Source organism: Rhodanobacter sp. FW106-HT46G03 (assembly GCF_058789895.1).
Map to the genome: position 1 here is coordinate 179,000 of NZ_JBYTCC010000001.1, position 16,426 is coordinate 195,425.

At 67.9% G+C, this 16,426-nt stretch carries 9 protein-coding genes; 4 read left to right on the plus strand and 5 right to left on the minus strand.

Translation table 11 applies throughout. From position 1 onward, the window contains the following. Positions 1 to 145: 145 nt before the first annotated feature. From AC3WP6_RS00815 to AC3WP6_RS00830, 4 genes are all read left to right on the plus strand, one after another. The gene (locus AC3WP6_RS00815; protein ID WP_492625901.1) at positions 146 to 925 is read left to right on the plus strand and encodes a hypothetical protein; all 780 of its coding nucleotides are present in this window, start codon (positions 146 to 148) and stop codon (positions 923 to 925) included. 125 nt (positions 926 to 1,050) lie between these two features. After that, positions 1,051 to 1,887: a transporter gene (locus AC3WP6_RS00820; RefSeq protein ID WP_492625902.1), complete on the plus strand. Its 837-nt coding sequence runs from the start codon at positions 1,051 to 1,053 to the stop codon at positions 1,885 to 1,887. A gap of 258 nt (positions 1,888 to 2,145) precedes the next feature. After that, the gene (locus AC3WP6_RS00825) at positions 2,146 to 3,189 is read left to right on the plus strand and encodes a LacI family DNA-binding transcriptional regulator (RefSeq protein ID WP_492625903.1); all 1,044 of its coding nucleotides are present in this window, start codon (positions 2,146 to 2,148) and stop codon (positions 3,187 to 3,189) included. A gap of 231 nt (positions 3,190 to 3,420) precedes the next feature. Next, positions 3,421 to 6,312, plus strand: a complete 2,892-nt coding sequence (locus tag AC3WP6_RS00830) for a sensor domain-containing protein (RefSeq protein ID WP_492625904.1) — start codon at positions 3,421 to 3,423, stop codon at positions 6,310 to 6,312. Between the two features lie 57 nt (positions 6,313 to 6,369). Here the strand turns inward: AC3WP6_RS00830 and AC3WP6_RS00835 are convergent, their stop codons facing one another. The 5 genes from AC3WP6_RS00835 to AC3WP6_RS00855 all read right to left on the minus strand — a co-directional run bounded on the left by AC3WP6_RS00835 (position 6,370) and on the right by AC3WP6_RS00855 (position 16,353). Beyond that, positions 6,370 to 7,839 (minus strand): MFS transporter, encoded by a 1,470-nt coding sequence (locus AC3WP6_RS00835; RefSeq protein ID WP_492625905.1) that lies wholly within the window; start codon positions 7,837 to 7,839, stop codon positions 6,370 to 6,372. After that, entirely contained in the window at positions 7,836 to 10,010 is a 2,175-nt protein-coding gene (locus AC3WP6_RS00840; RefSeq protein WP_492625906.1) for an alpha-L-rhamnosidase-related protein, read from the minus strand. The genes AC3WP6_RS00835 and AC3WP6_RS00840 overlap by 4 nt, the downstream gene beginning before the upstream one ends. A gap of 217 nt (positions 10,011 to 10,227) precedes the next feature. Continuing rightward, positions 10,228 to 12,264 (minus strand): glycoside hydrolase family 13 protein, encoded by a 2,037-nt coding sequence (locus tag AC3WP6_RS00845; protein WP_492625907.1) that lies wholly within the window; start codon positions 12,262 to 12,264, stop codon positions 10,228 to 10,230. Between the two features lie 151 nt (positions 12,265 to 12,415). Then, positions 12,416 to 14,761 carry a TIM-barrel domain-containing protein gene (locus AC3WP6_RS00850; protein ID WP_492625908.1) on the minus strand — a complete coding sequence of 782 codons (2,346 nt, stop codon included), beginning with the start codon at positions 14,759 to 14,761 and terminating at the stop codon, positions 12,416 to 12,418. 11 nt (positions 14,762 to 14,772) lie between these two features. Beyond that, positions 14,773 to 16,353: an alpha-amylase family glycosyl hydrolase gene (locus AC3WP6_RS00855; protein ID WP_492625909.1), complete on the minus strand. Its 1,581-nt coding sequence runs from the start codon at positions 16,351 to 16,353 to the stop codon at positions 14,773 to 14,775. Between the last annotated feature and the right edge of the window lie 73 nt (positions 16,354 to 16,426).

Here is a 16,426-nt window from a genome sequence, read left to right on the forward strand (position 1 = left end):
CCATTCGCGCAAACTTGGGGTGTCACGTCGCTGCGTCGGTCAGCTCGCAAGGGTTGTCGATCGGCGGCGGCATCCATACCCGTGGCAGGACGCCGGCGGATCGCACTGGCCAGTCCGGCCATTCCACGTTTCGGGAGGGCTTAGCATGAACACGCGTCGCTTCACCACCACCCTGCTGGCTGCTGGCGTACTGGCTGCGTTCGCCGCCACGCCGGCGCTGGCACAGACGACCGGCACCGCCACCACGACGACGACGACCACGTCCACAACCCACGAGTCGACCCGGCTCACTACCGAGTTCACGACCTTCGCCGGTTCCGACACCAACGCGCAGGCGCTGGTGAACGGCCTGCGTGATGGCAGCGCGATCACGCTGACCGAAACTGTCGCCGGCACCAACGGAGCGCCGAGCACCACGACCACCAGCACCTTCACGCCGGCCACCGGCAAGATGGGTTACGGCAACGTAAAGATCGCGCTGTCGCTGGCCGAGGCCAGCCTGACCAAGGCGGGCATCACCGATCCCACCGCGGCCGAGCTCGAGGCGGCGCTCAACGGCGGCACGCTGGTGCTGGCCGACGGCACCAGCATCGACCTGCAGGGCGTGCTTGCAGCGCGCGCGTCCGGCGAGGGTTGGGGCCAGATCGCCAACAGCATGGGCTTCAAGCTGGGCGACGTGATGCGCTCGCCGAATGCCGCCGGCCACGGCGCCAAGGGTGCGCACGCAAACACCTCCGTCGCGAAGGTGGATTTCGGCAAGAGCCACATGGACAGCCATCCGGACGCGGGCGACCACGGCGGCCGTCCCGACATGGCGGGCAAGCCCGACTTTGCCGGCAAGCCGGATTTCGCCGGCAAGCCCAATCTGCCGGAGCGTCCGCAGATTCCGGATCATCCTTCGCACGCCGGTCGTCCGGGCGGCTGATCCGGGACCCCCGGGCGCAACCGCAGGGCGAACCCGGCGGTTGCGCCCGGTGATGCACTCTGCTGCGCGGCCGAAGGTAGGCCCGGCCGCGCAGCGTCGTACCTACCCATCAGGACTTTCCACGCATGAGCAACAAACCTTATTGGATGCTGGCCGGTGGCCTGCTGCTGGTCGGTGTGCCGGTGGCGTACGCGGCTGACGCTCCGGACCAGTTCAGTGTTTCCGCCGGCGCCAACTACAGCAGTGGCAAGTACGGCACGAACACCACCACCGACATCTGGTCGGTGCCGATCACCGGCGAGTACACCACCGGCGATTGGACCTTCAAGCTGGTGGTGCCGTATATCAACATCAGCGGTCCAGGCGACGTGATCCCCGGCGTGGGCCAGGTGCACAACAACAACCCGAAGTCGCGTGGTCATGGCAATGGCCAGGGTGGCCCCGGCGTGCCCGGCACACCGGCCGTCACCAGCGGCTCGGCCTCGGGCCTGGGCGATGTGGTGGCGTCGATCGGCTACCAGGTGTTCACCAGCGCCGACCAGACCTTTGGCGTGGACCTCACCGGCAAGGTCAAGTTCGGCACCGCCGACGAGAACAAGGGCCTCGGCACCGGCAAGAACGATTACGGCGTGGCGCTGGACACCTACAAGGTGGTCGGCAACTGGACCGCGTTCGGCGGGGTGGGCTGGATGAAGTACGGCAGCTCGCAGTACATCCAGCTCAAGAACGGCTTCAATGCCAATGTCGGCGCCCAGTACAAGCTCGGCCCGGCCGATGGCATCGGCGTCTACTACTACTACCGCGAGCGGATCGCCACCGGCGGCGCGGCGCAGAGCGAACTGACCGGCTACTGGAACCACAAGCTCGGCAACAGCTGGCGGATGCAGGCCTACGTGATGGGTGGCTTTGCCGACGGCAGCCCGGACTACGGTGCGGGTGCGTCGCTGAAGTACACGTTCTGAGCCGATCCATGACGCCATGCGTGGCGTCGGTGACGCAGCAAACGGCCGGCACTCCCGGCCGTTTGTCGTGATGGCGTCCGTGCGACCAGGTGCTTACCGGGCGTTGGTTGCTGTCGGCGCTTGAGGAGGGGAAGCAGGCAAGCACGAGCGGTGCGGTTGACCGACGCCCCACTTTCCCCGCGCGCCAAGCGCCTCCGTGCGCGCCTGATACGATGCGCGCACGGGCGCGTGCCGCGCGCACCCAGCAGCGGAGCCGCGATGAAGGGCAAGGCCACCTCGTTCGATATCGCCCACCTCGCCGGGGTGTCGCAGTCCACGGTGTCGCGTGCCTTGCGCGGCAGCCCGTTGGTGAGCGAGGAGACCCGGCGGCGCATTCGCGCGGCGGCCGAGGAGCTCAATTACAAGGTCGACAAGAACGCCTCCAACCTGCGGCGCCAGCACACCGGCACGCTGGCGCTGCTGTTGTTCGAGGATCCCACGGCCGACGATTCGCACATCAATCCGTTCTTCCTGTCGATGCTGGGCTCGATCACGCGCGCCAGCGCGCAGCAGGGGTATGACCTGCTGATCTCGTTCCAGCAGTTTTCGCGCGACTGGCATGCGGATTTTGCCGGCTCGCAAAAGGCCGATGGGCTGATCCTGCTCGGCTACGGCGACTATCAATCGCATCGCGACAAGCTCGAAAAGCTTGTCGCGCAGGGCACCCGTTTCGTGCGCTGGGGTGCGGTGCTGCCGGGCCAGCCCGGGGTGTCGATCGGCTGCGACAACTTTGCCGGCGGGCGGCTGGCCACCGCGCACCTGATTGCCCAGCACAGCCGGCGCATTGCCTTCCTGGGCGATGCCACACCGCACTACCCCGAGTTCCACGAGCGCTATCGCGGCTATGCGGCGGCGCTGGCGGATGCCGGGCTGGCGGCCGATCCGGCGTTGCAGGCGGATGCGGAAACCACCGAGCGGGCCGGGTACGAGGCGGCGGAACTCCTGATCGAGCGCGGCGTGGCGTTCGACGCGGTGTTTGCCGCCAGCGACCTGATCGCGATCGGCGCCTTGCGCGCACTGGCGGAGCATGGCCGCGCGGTGCCGCGGGACGTGGCGCTGGCCGGCTTCGACGACATTTCGATGGCGAGCTTCGTCAACCCGGCATTGACCACCGTGCGCCAGGATACCGGCCGCGCCGGCGAGGTGCTGGTCGAGCAATTGCTGCGTGAAATCCGCGGCGAGCACGCCGAGAGCGCGATGCTGCCGGCCGAGCTCAAGGTGCGCGCGTCGAGTGTGCGCGGGGCACGCAAGCGCGCACGGTAGGCAGCCGGGGTTGGGGTGGGATCGGGCTTCGGGATTTGGTAAAAGCAGGCTGCGGCAAGTTGCTGGCGCCGGTGGGATTCGGTCCGCCGCAAAGCCCGGCGGGGCGGAAGCCCGACCATGGACGTTTTGCCGCTGCGTGACGGGTCCGCTTCTCGACAAAACGTTCATGTTGCGGCGGGTGGGCGGCGGGCATACGCTGTTTTCCCGCGTGCAGCAGGGTCATGCTTATCCATGGCGCACACTTCGAGTGGATCGACGTCGCAGCAACGCGCGCTTGCGCGCGTGACCGATGCGTTTGTCGCGCTCGATCTCGACTGGCGGTACACCTACGCCAGCCCGGTGGCCTGCGAGTTGCTGCACAAGGCGGCGGATGAGTTGCCGGGGCGCCATCCGTGGGAGGTGTTTCCGGATGTTTCGGAGGCGGGCTGCCGCGAGCGCTACCAGCACGCGCTGGCGGCGCAGCGGCCGAGCAACCTGGAAACGTGGTTCCCAAGTCTCGATCGCTGGATTGAAAGCTGCCTCTACCCCGCGCCCGATGGGCTGACCATCCACTTTCGCGATGTCACCGAACGCAAGCGCACCGAGCAGCATTTGTTGCAGCAGCAGCGGCAATATGACCAGGTGCAACAGTTGGCGCAGGTCGGCAGTTGGAGCTGGGAGGTGGCGAGCGGCCAGGTCGCGTGGTCGGATGAGCTCTACCGCATCTACGCGCTCGACCGCAGCACGTATGCCCCTACGTTCGAGGGTTATCTGGCGCGCGTGCATGCGGATGACCGCGACCGCGTGCGGCAGGCGATCGAGCACGCCGTGGCGACCGCAGCGCCGTTCGTGTTCGAGGAGCGCATCGTGCGCCCGGATGGCGAGCAGCGGGTGCTGTCGAGCCGCGGCCTGGTGGAAACCGATGGCACTGGCCGGGTGGTGCGCCTGCTGGGCGCTTGTCAGGACATCACCGTGCAAAAGCGCGACGAGCGCATGGCCAGCGGCCAGCACGAGATCCTGCTCGGGATTGCCGCGCAGCGGCCGCTGGTGGAGAGCCTCGAACGCATCGCACAGTTGCACGAGGCGCTGAACCCCGGCGCGCTGTGCTCGCTGCTGCGGATGGATGCAACCGGCCGGCGCGTGTTGCAGGGGGCTGCGCCGAGCTTGCCGCAGGCCTACAACGAAGCCATCGATGGCCAGGAGATTGGCGAGGCGCGCGGCTCCTGCGGCACCGCGGCGTGGCGGCGTGAACGGGTGATCGTGGCCGACATCGAGCACGATCCGGCGTGGGCTGCGTACAAGCAGCTGGCGCTGGCGCACGGCTTGCGGGCGTGCTGGTCGACGCCGGTGTTTGGCAGTCGTGGCGAAGTGCTTGGCACCTTTGCCGTGTACTACCGCGAAGTGCGCGCACCGAGTGCCGGCGAGCTGGCCGGCATCGACCGCATGTTGCCGCTGGCGGGCATCGCGCTGGAAAGCGAGCGGCTGCTCGTGCGGCTGCGCGAGCGCGACCAGTTTTTCGAGATGTCGCAGGAGCTGTTCTGCATCTTCGACCGCGCGCACCAACGGATGGTGGAGTTCAACCCCTTTCTGCAGCGGCTGACCGGGCGCAGCGCCGACGACCTCAAGGCGCGTGACTACACCGACTTCCTCAAGCCGCTGCCGGGTAGTCGCGAGGCATGTTCGATTCCGGGCAACCTCGCGCCCGGGCGTGCCGCCGGGTTCACCAACCGCCTGATTGCGGTGGACGGCAGCGAGCACGTGCTCGAATGGACGGCGTTCGCCACGCCGGATGGTTTGCTGTACGCGGTGGCGCGCGACGTCACCGCACGCCGCGTGGCCGAGGCCCAGTTGCTGGAGGCTGCCACCCACGACGCCATCACCGGACTGCCACGGCGCAGCATGCTGGAGGACGCGGTGGGCGACTTGCTCGCTGGTGGCGAGGCGCCGGTCTGGGTGTGGGTGGTGGGGCTGGATCGCTTCCAGGTGGTCAATGAATCGGTTGGCCACGTGATCGGCGATGACGTGTTGCGCCGCGTGGCCGGGCGCCTGCGCAGCGCGCTCGATGCGGCGTGGCCGCTGGCCCGCGTCACCAGCGACAAGTTTGCCGCCACCGCCAGCGGCATGGATCGCAGCGCGGCGCTGGGCGTGGCGCAGCGGCTGCGCGAGGCGGTGGCGCGTCCGATCGAGGGCGACGAGTACCGTCTGCTGCTGACCGCCAGCGTCGGCATCAGTCATGCACCCGAGCATGGCAAGACGCCGGGTGCGCTGTTGCGCGGCGCGGAGGCGGCGCTCAGCCTGGCCAAGCGCGAAGGCCGCGACCGCGTGGCCGAGTTCACCCGTGAGCAGGGCCGCGCGCTGGACGAACGCGTGGTGCTTGGCCGGCATCTGCGCGACGCCGTGCGCCGGCATGAGCTGGAGCTGTACTACCAGCCGCAGCACAACGCACTCGATCATTCGCTCACCGGCTTTGAAGCCTTGCTGCGCTGGAACAGCGCGGAGCTGGGGCGGGTCATGCCGGCGCGCTTCATTCCGGTGGCCGAGGCACTCGGGCTGATGCCGGAGATCGGCGGCTGGGCGCTGAACGAGGCTGCGCACCAGTTGCGCAGGTGGCTGGATCGCGGTTTTCACGGCCTCACCCTGGCGGTGAACGTGTCGGCCCAGCAGGTGCAGTACGCCGGTCTGGTGGAGCAGGTGGCGCGCGCACTGGCGCGGCACGCGGTACCCCCGGCGCAGTTCGAGATCGAGATGACGGAAAGTGCGCTGATGCAGAACATCGCGCGCATCCGCACCACGCTGGCCGGGCTCAAGGCGCTGGGCCTGCAGATGGCGCTGGACGATTTCGGCACCGGCTATTCCAGCCTCGCGTACCTGAAACAGTTTCCGATCGACAAGCTCAAGATCGACCAGAGCTTCGTGCGTGAGTTGCCGGACAACGTGGGCGACGGCGCGATCGCGCAGACCATCATCGAGCTCGCGCACCAGTTGCGCATGCTGGCGGTGGCCGAAGGGGTGGAAACCCCGGCGCAGGCCGCGTTTCTCACCAGCCTCGGCTGCGACGTGCTGCAGGGCAACGACTTCGGCGCCGCGATGCCGCGGGCCGAAGCCGAGCGTTACCTCGGCTCCGCGCGCAGCGCATCGGCCTAGGCGAGCGTGCGGCAAAAACCAGACGGCGCGGTCTCGCTTGCTGGTTCCTTCCGCTCGCTACTGAACGCGCTCCTCGCGCACCCGCAGAGTGAACACGCCGGCAAGCAGGAGGCTCGCGCCGCCGAGCGCCAGCGCCCAGATCGGGTCGTCGCGGAAGAACCATTTCAGCAGCACGCCCAGCACGCTGGCGGCGAGCAGCTGCGGGATCACGATGAAGAAATTGAAGATGCCCATGTAGATGCCCATCTTCGCCGCCGGCAGGTTGTCCGACAGCATCGCGTAGGGCAGCGACAGGATCGACGCCCACGCAAAGCCGACGCCGATCATCGAGGCGATCAGCCAGTGCGGATCGCGCACGAAGAGGAACGAGATGAGCCCCAGCCCGCCCAGCCACAGGTTGATGAGGTGGCTCCAGCGCAGCCCGAGCGCGCGCACCAGCGGCGGGATGAGCAAGGCGGCGAGCACGCCGACGCCGTTGTAGGTGCCCATCAGCACGCCGGCCCAGTTCGCGCCTTCGTTGTACGCCGCGCTGGTGGGATCGCTGCTGGCGTAGAAGTGCGCGGCCACCGCCGGCGTGGTGTTGATCCACAGCGCGAACATCGCGAACCACGAGAAAAACTGCACCCAGTTGAGCCGGCGCATCTGCGGCGGCATCGCATACAGATCCCCCATGATCTGGCGCCGCGCGCCGCGCGTACGGGTGCGCGCCAGCCAGCCGAACAGCAGGCCGGCCGCGGCGAGACCGCCGGCCAGCAGGTACAGCTCCGCGCGTAGCGCGTAGTGGTGGATCACGCCGGTGAGCGCGAGGCCGGCGACGAGGAACAGCGCGCCGATCTTCCACGCGCCGCGCACGTCGACCACCTGCGCCTCGGGGCCGGCATCGGCAAACGCGTGCAGTTCTTCCGGCGGGTACTCGCGCGTGGTCGCGATCGTCCACAGCATGGCGCCGAGCAGCACCACTGCGCCGAACCAGAACGCGTACATCACCGAGTGCGGCACGCTGCCGGCCGGTGCGGTGTTGGCGACGCCGAAGCGGGTGAGCAGCCACGGCAGGAACGAGGCAATGACGGCGCCAATGCCGATCAGGAAACTCTGCAGCGCGTAGCCGAGCGGACGCTGGCGCGGCGGCAACTGGTCGCCGACAAACGCGCGGAACGGCTCCATCGCCACGTTGAACGACGCATCCATGATCCACAGGAGCCCGGCCGCGATCCACAACGTGGGCGAGGTCGGCATCGCCACCAGCGCCAGCGTGGCGAGCAGCGCGCCAGCGAGAAAATACGGCCGCCGGCGACCGAACCGGCACCACGTGCGGTCGGAGAAATAACCGATCAGCGGCTGCACGATGAGCCCGGTGAGCGGCGCGGCGATCCACAGTACCGGGATCTGGTCGACGTCGGCGCCCAGCGTCTGGAAGATGCGGCTGACGTTGGCGTTCTGCAGCGCAAAGCCGAACTGGATGCCAAGGAACCCGAAGCACATGTTCCAGATTTGCCAGAACGTGAGCTCGGGTTTGCGGGTGCTCATTCGCCCTCCAGCGGCACGATGCGCAGCGCGCCGATCGTGGCATCGTTCAGCGGCCCGCCCGCACCACCGCTGCCGCCGGTGTAGTGCGCGTTGTGCGCGAGGTAGCTCATGTTGAAGCCGTCGTCGAGCGCGAACGTGCAGTGCGCGCCGGCCTTGGCGTCGAAGCGCGCGGTAGTCGAATCCTCCGCGCCGACGCTGTGCGGCATCACCATCGTCGCGACCTGCAGCGGCGCACCCGCGCAGGTGACCCGCAGACGTTTCACCGCGGCAGTGATGCCGGTGTTGATCGGGCCGTGGTCGTTCGTGTAGCGCAGCGACACCTGGTAGGTGCCGTTGGCTGGCGCCGTCCACGCGCGCGGCCAGGCGCCGACGACTTCGGCAAACGGGCCGACGCAGCGCGGCGCGCTGGGCAGGGATTCGAGGCCGTTCGCGCCGGTGGTGGTGAGGCTGAAGCATTGCAGCGCCGCGCGCGCTGGCACACTGCGCGTGCCGTCGATGGCGCCCAGGCGCCTGCCGTTTTCATACAGCGTGCCGGCCACGGCGGCCTGCACCTGCCACTGTGCGCCGGCGCGGGTGACGGCCGGCGTGGCCGGTGCAACCGGCGCGTATAGCGGCGCATCCAGGCGCAGCGCGAGTGCGAGTACCGTGATGGCCTTGAGCGTGACGCGTGCCTCGGTGCCGCGGCGCTCGACGTGGTCGGCCACCAGCAGGTTGCCGGCGAGGTTTTGCGGCCGCACCAGCGTGATGCGCTGGCCGGGCGTGGCGAGGCTGATCGCGTCGCGGTTGCCGAACAGCATCGGCACCAGCGCGGTCGGCAGCTTGGGTGCGATGCGGCCATCACTTTCCAGCCCGAACACGCCTTCGCCCACCATCGCCAGATAGCCCGCGACCGACCACAGCTGGCGCGGCGAGTTGACCACCGGGCCGGAAAGCTTGCCATCCTCCACGTGCACCGCCTGCGTCGTCAGCTCGTAGTTCTCCATGTTGGAGCCGGCCAGCGCGGCGCCGCGCATCAGCGATTCGATCTCGAACGCGATGTGCGCGGGGTCGTCCAGCTTGCGCGCGGCGCGCAGGGCGTAGGCGCTGACGAACGGCCAGATCGCGCGGTTGTGGTAGATCGGCTGCTCGCTGCGCTCGGGCCAGATCACCGGGCTGCCGGCCGGCCATGCCGGGTACTTCGCCAGCGCTTGGCGTGCCTGCGCCGTGTCGGCGACGCCGCTGTCGATCGCCAGCGCGATGCCGAGCAGGTCGTAGGTGGCATACGGCAGGCCGTTGCCGCCGAGGTAGCTCACGTACAGACCACTCCCGGCCTGCCAGAAATGCGTATTGATCGCGGTCTTCAGCGCATCGGCCTGCGCCTGGTACATCGTTGCGCGTGCATCGTGGCGCGCGCCCGCCATGCGCGCGGCAAGCACCAGTGCCTGGTAGTGCAGCACGTTGGTGGACAGTGCGAACGCCTCGCCGATCGGCACTACGTCGTTCGCCGTCCACGCCGGGTAGCTCTGCTCGCGCCAATCGAGGAACGAGGTCTCGCCGCGGTACAGGCCCATGCGGGCGTCGAATGCGTATTCGCGATCCTGCGCCAGCGTCGCGGTCAGCGCCTGCCAGGTGGTGGCGGCAAACGCGGTGTCGCCAGCGAGGTGGCGCGCGGCGAGAAACCACACGATGCGGTCGGTGCTGATCGGCCAGCTGCCGCCCGAGCCGGTGTCCTGCATCACGAACGGCCCGCGCGGCGTGCCGGCCACGCGCGAGTCGGACAGCTTGAACAGGAGGCCGTTGCGTGCGCGCGTGGCGTCATAGCGCCACAGGCCGAGATCGACCGCATAGGAAAGATCGCGAGTCCACACGTACGGCCATTTTTCGCCGGTCGCAAAGCAGTCGCAGGCAATGGCCTTGCCGTGGTCGTACGCGCCGTCGCGGATCGCGGTGACCGAATCCTGCTTGAGATCGTCCTGCGCCATCGCATACAGACCATCGAACAGTGGGCTTGCCGTAGCCACCGTGTAGCGTGGCGCCGGGATCGCGCGTGTGCCGTGCGCGGCGTGCAGCAGGAAACCCGGCCCCTGGGTTTCGATGCGGGCCCGCTGGTCGCGCCACTGCAGTTGATCGTGCCAGAGCGGGGGTTGTGCGCCCGCGGCCAGCGCCAGCGCCAGGCTGCCAAGCAGAATCATGACGCAAGCCTCCGCGCATCGGCCGGCATTGGCGTGGCGCCTGCCATGGTCTTCTTCATGTTGCTTGTTCCTCGTTCCGGTCGATGGTCGGGTGCCGTGCTTTCGCCGGCACGTTCATGCCTGTTGGCGGGCCCGGATGGCCGCATGGCCAGCATGCGGCAATCCGGGGGCAGTGTGCACGGATGGCCGCACTGCCCGGTTTGCAAAGCCGCGGCGGTTACTGCGCGAGGATCACCCCGTAATGACCCAGGACGTTCACGGTGACATTGCCGCCGCTGACCGTGTACTTGTTGCCGGTGAGCAGATCGGTGACCTGGCTGCCGTTGGTCATGCTCTCCGCGTACACCGGCACCGTCACGGCCTTGGTGGTGCCGGTGCCGTTGAGCACGACCGCGATGCGGTTGGTCTGGTCGAAGCGGCCGAACGCGTAGATGTCGTTGGTGTCGTCGGTGATCAGGGTCATGAACGAGCCGGTACGCAGCGCCGCGTAGGTGTTGCGGATCCGCACCAGCTGCTGGGTCAGCGCTACCGCGGTGTTGCTGGTGGTGGCCTGGCTCCAGTCGAAGCTGCGCCGATTGTCCGGATCGGCGCCGCCCTGCATGCCGTATTCGTCGCCGTAGTAGATGGTGGGCGTGCCGACGTAGGTCATCTGGAAGATCAGGCCCAAATAGGTTTTCCAGATGTCGCCGCCGCAGCGGGTGGCGAAGCGCGAGGTGTCGTGGCTGCCCAGGAAGTTGGTCATGGTCTGCTGCACGTCGGTCGGCAGGTCGGCGCGCGTGCCGTGCAGCCAGCTGTCGAGCTTGCTCGGAACCAGCGAGGCGGCGTTGCCGCTTTCGTCCACGCCGCAGATCCACTCCGACGCCGGCTGGGTGAAGCCGTTGTAGTTCATCGCGCTGTCCCACTCGGCGCCGTTGGCCAGCCAGGCCGAGGCATCGCCCCAGTATTCACCGACGATGGTGGCATTCGAGTTCGCCGATTTCACCGCCGTGCGCAGCTCCTGCATGATCTGGTGGTTGGTGGCGTCGCTGCCGTTGTTGCCACCGGCATCGAGGTACTGCGCCGCATCCAGCCGCCAGCCGTCGATGCCGTAGGGTGGCACGAGGTAGGTCTGCACCACCGAGCCGGTGTTGGCGTAGATCTGGCTTCGCGTGGCCGAGCCGCTGGCGCCGTAGTCCAGCTTGGGCATGCTGGAAATGCCGAAGAACGTGGAGTAGCTGCCCGGCCAGGTCTGGAACGTGTAATAGCGGTAGTACGGGCTGGCCTGCGACTGGTAGGCGCCCTGCTGGGAGCAGGTGATCGAGGCGTAGCGCACCTTGCCGAACCAGCAGTTGCTGTCGCCACTGTGGTTGAACACGCCGTCGAGGACGAGGTAGCCGTGCGGCCCGTTGCCGCTGCTGTGCACGTCGGTGATCAGTTGCTGCAGCGTGGCGTTGCTGCCGAAGGCCGGATCGACGGTGTAGTAATTCTGGGTGTCGTACTTGTGGTTGGTGGGCGAGGAGAAGATCGGGTTGAGGTAGAGGATGTCGGCGCCCAGCGTGTTCTTGATGTAGCCCAGCTTCTGGTCGATGCCGGCAAGGTCGCCGCCGAAGAACACCTCGCTGTTGCAGCCACTGATATTGGCGACCACGCTGCTGCCCCAGGCATGCTGCTCGGTGGCGCAGCCGGCATAGGTGTACTGCCCGTTGGTGACGTCGTTGGACGGATCGCCGTCGTAGAAGCGGTCGGGGAAGATCTGGTACATCACGCCGTTCTTCATCCAGTCCGGCGTCTTGAAACCGGGGAGGATGAAGAAATCGCCGGAGGACGGCTCGCTGCTGGTGATGCCGGCCGCGTTGTACCAGGCGGTGGCGGTGCCATCGTTGATCTGGAAGCGGTAGTACTTCTTCGAGCTGCTGGCCGGGATGGTGCCCTGCCAGAGGTCGTAGGTGCCGGTCGCGTCGTTCGCCGTCCAGTGCATCGCCACCCAGTGGAACAGGCCGTCGGCACTGTCGTAGTACTTGATGTTGGCGCTGCTGATGTCGCCCTTGAAGGTGCGGAACGTGAGCGTCACCGGCGTGCTCGCGGTGGGCTCGGGGGCGCTGTCGTACAGCAGGCCCTGGTCGTGGAACAGGCCGGCCCATTCCACGTTGTTGTCGTTGCTGGCGGCGGTCGCCGCGGTGCTCCACAGTGCGGCGCCAAACCCGCTCAGCGCGAGGCACAAGGCCAGCGGCAGCTGGCGCAGACCGTGGCGGCCGGCTTTCATTGCATGTTTCATCGAAACCCCTCCTGGATCGGACTGGGCGGATGCCGCCGCGCTCGCCGGTGCCCAGGGCCGGCATTTCCTCGCGTGGTGACGTTCAGCGCCGCATCCGGCGGCAGCACGGCTCCCTTGCGCCGCGCGCACCGGCGCGCGGCGGCGTCGTTCCTCAGTGCGTGGCGTTGGCGTGCAGCGTTACTGCGCGCGCCGCACCGGCGTCGAGCTTGAGCACGGTGAGTGCGCCGTAGCGGTCGCTCGCGGTGCTCCAGCCTTCGCCGTCGGCGGCCGCGAGCGCCGCGGGCGTGGCGTAGCGCTTGAGCGCGCCATCGACCGTTTGCGCCGCGATGCCATGCACGCGTACCAGGTAATGCCGCAGTGCCGGTTGGTAGCTGCCTTCTGGCGCGGCGACGCTGAAGCTCACCGTGTCGCCGGCCTTGTGCGTGGTGAGCCGCTGCGCAAAGTATTCGCCGTGCTGGTAGCCGTAGGTTTCGCCGTCGTCGTCGTAATAGGCGAAGTGCGTGGCCGTGGCGGCGGGGAACACGTCGACATCGACCGTTGCGACCGGGTGCTCGCTGGTCCAATCCATCACCGGCTGGGTCGGGATGATCGCGCCGGCGAGGACGAACAGCGGAATGTCGGCCCAGGTCTTGGCATCCACTGCGTAGTCGACGCTCTGGCCGCCGGCGTAGTGCTTGCCGCTCCACCAGTCGATCCAGTCGCCGGCCGGCAGGTAGATGCGTTTGGACGTCTGTCCTTGGGCGACCACCGGCGACACCAGCAGCCAGTCGCCGAACAACCAGCTCTGCACGTCGTTGCGCGCCTGCGTGTCGTGCGGCCAGACGAAGGCGAGCGGCTGCACCAGGCCCACGCCCTGGGTGCTGGCGCGGTGCTGGTAGCTGTAGATGTACGGCATGAGCGCGTAACGCAGGCGGATGGCCTTGGTGGCCGCGGCTTCGGCGACCGGGCCGTACACCCACGGCTGGCGCTTCTCGTTCTGCGTGCCGTGCACGCGGAAGACCGGCGTGAAGGCGCCAAACTCGATCCAGCGCGCGTAGTTTTCGTCCGAGGGATGGCCTTCGAAACCGCCGCCGTCCATGCCCCACTGCATCTCGCCCAGGGCGATGGCGCTGAGCATGCGCGGACGCTGCGCGGCCATGCTGGCAAAGCCGGTCTTGATGTCGCCCGACCACAGGCCGTAGGCGTAGCGTTGCGCGCCAAGCCAGAAATCGCGGTTGAGCGACCACACGCGCAGCGGCGAGTGCGCGCGCTGGCCGTCATAGGTGGCGCGCTGCATGTTGAGGAACTGGGTGTTGCTCTGGGTGGTGTCGGCCTCGTCGTTCCACCAGCCGACGATGCCGGTCTCGAAACTGTGCTGGAGCTGCGGGTTCCACCACCACGCGCGCGCGGCGGGGTGGTCGAAGTCGATGTCCTTCACCATCAGATGCGAGAAGTAGTCCGGGCTTGCCTTCTCGCCCGGCAGCCACAGGTCATGCGCCGTGGCGTAGCGGCCCTCGATGGTGTCCACATGCACGCGGGGCTTCATGATGCCGGTCATGCGCACGCCGAGCGCGTCCATGTCGGCCTTGAGCTTGCCGCTCGGGCCATCGGGGAATTTCACCGGGTTCCAGCTGAACTCGCCCCAGTCCTTGCCCCAGTCCTTCCAGTCGAAGTCGAAGGTGAAGGCGTCGAGCGGGATGTGCTTGGCACGATAGGTGGCGACGATCTGGCGGAATTCCTTTTCGTCGATGCCCCACTGGCTGTTGATGAAACCCGATGCCCATTTGGGGAACAGCGGCGCGTGGCCGGAGAGCTGCGCCAACTCGGCGAACAGTTGCGGCGGTGTGCCCACCAGGAGATAGACGTCCACCGCCGGCTTGGAAAGCCTGGTGACTTCGAGACGCGCGGAATGCAGCGCAAAGTCGGCGCCGTCGGTATCCACCAGCATGCCCCAGCCGGCGGTGCTCCACACGAACGGCGCGCCGGCATGCCCCTGCTTGCCGGCCTTGGCCACCCAGTGACCGGTGCGCAGCAGGCCGCTGGCGGCATCGGCGTCCTTGTCGTAGCCGGCGATGCCGTACAGTGCATCGGCCGCGGCATGGCCGAGCGCCACCTGGCCTTGCGCCAGCGCGGCGAGATCCAGCGTTAGCAGCGGATGGTGTTGCGCGCTCTGCAAGGTGAGCGTGTTGGCCTGCCGGTTCCAGCGTGCCGTGAGGCGGGCGTCGTCCAGTGTGCCGCCGTCGTGGTCGCTGCGTACCTGTGTGGCGCGTGCATCGAACGGGGCGGCGTGCGGATCCATCACCAGCGTGGGGCGGTCGGTGGCGCCGGCCGGCAGGGCCTGCACGTGCAGCACACCGGGGCCGGCGAAGCGGATCGACACCTGGGTGGCGCCGAGGCGGAAGTCCAGCGCCGATGCGTCAGCGCCCTGCGTGGTTGGTGCCGGCGGAGCGACCGCCGCCGCGGTGGCGGGCAGGGCGACCAGCAGGCCGAGTGCGAGGGTGAGAGCGCGGGGAAGCATGCGTCGATTCGTCATTGCAGCACCACGCTGGTGTAGGCCGGCACGCTGAGCGTCGTGCCGTGGATGGTGGCACCTGGGCCGGTCTGTTCGATCAGGCGTGCGTAATGCGGTTCGCCGGGCACGTCGAGCGCCATCGTCTGCGTACTGCTGGAGAGGTTGTGCACCACCAGCACGCCACCGCTGGGTGCGGTGCGTTGCCACGCGGCCAGATGGTCGCTCGCATGCGGGTAGGCACGGAAACCGCCATCGCGCAGCGCGGGTACCGCGATGCGCCAGTGGATCAGTGTGCGGTAGCGGTTGAGCAGCGACTGCGGATCATCCGCTTGCGCCTGCACCGAAATGGCCGGCCCGTTCGCCGGATCGACCGCCTCCCACGTGGTTTCGCCCTTGGCGGTGGTGGCACGTTCCCAGCGCATCGGCTCGCGCAGTGCGGGGTCGGGCTTCTTGCCCAGTGTGCCCAGCTCCTCGCCGTAATAGACGTATGGCCGGCCGGGCAGGGTGAGCAGCATCGCGGCGGCGGTGCGCATGTGCTGCGCGTTGCCGCCGAGCTGGCTCATCACCCGCTCCTGGTCGTGGTTGGAGAGAAACGGCGCATCCTTGATCGCGCTGCCGCCGGTCACCGCGCGGTAGCGCGCATAGGTGTGTTCCAGCTTGGCCGCCAGGCTCTGGTTGCGCTCGCTGCCGGCGGCCTTGATGAGCTCGATGGCGAGCGGGAAATTGAACGCCGCATCCAGCGGCTTGAACCACGGTGTGAGCTCGCTGGCGAGCGGCCGCGTCACCTCACCCACGAGGTAGGCGTGCGGATCGACGCGGTCGATGCCGCGGCGGAATTCACCCCAGAACGCGAGGTTCTTCGCCAGCGCCTGCGGGTTGTCGTTGTCGGAGGCGAAGTCGTCGTACAGGTGCTGCGCAGCGTCCAGCCGGAAACCGTCGGCGCCCTGTTTCAGCCAGAACTTGCCGACATCGATCATTGCACTGCGCACGGCCGGGTTGTCATAGTTGAGGTCCGGCATCTGCGCGACGAAGATGCCGAGGTAGTTTTGCTTGCCGTCCGCCGCCGCGTGCCACGATTTGCCGCCGGTGGCGCTCAGGGTGTCGAGGTCGGTGTACGGGTTCGCCCACACGTACCAGGCGTGGTGGGCGTCGCGCGGATTTTGCGCGGCCTTGAACCACGGGTGCTCGTTGCTGCTGTGGTTCGCGACCAGATCCACGATGACGCGGATGCCACGCGCGTGCGCAGCAGCGGTGAGCTTGCGGAAATCCGCCAGCGTGCCGAACTGCGGGTTCACCGCCTGGTAATCGGTGATGTCGTAGCCGTGGTAGCTCGGTGACGGGTTGATCGGCGTGAGCCAGATGCCGGAGACGCCGAGCGACTTCAGGTAGTCGAGTTTGGCGGTGACGCCGTTCAAGTCGCCGATGCCGTCGCCGTTGGTGTCGTACCAGCTGCGCACGAAAATCTCGTACCACACGCCGGAGCTGGCGGGAACCGAAATGGATGGTGCGGTCGGCGTGGCGGGTGCCGCCACGGCAGGTGCGGCGATGCCAAGCGCGAGCAGCGCGGCGAGCAGGGTCGGAACGAGACGGCAGGTCATGGCAACTCCGGACGCTACAAAAAGAATGCCCCGCCGAAACTTGCACGACGGGGCATGAGGGGAGGGTCAAGCG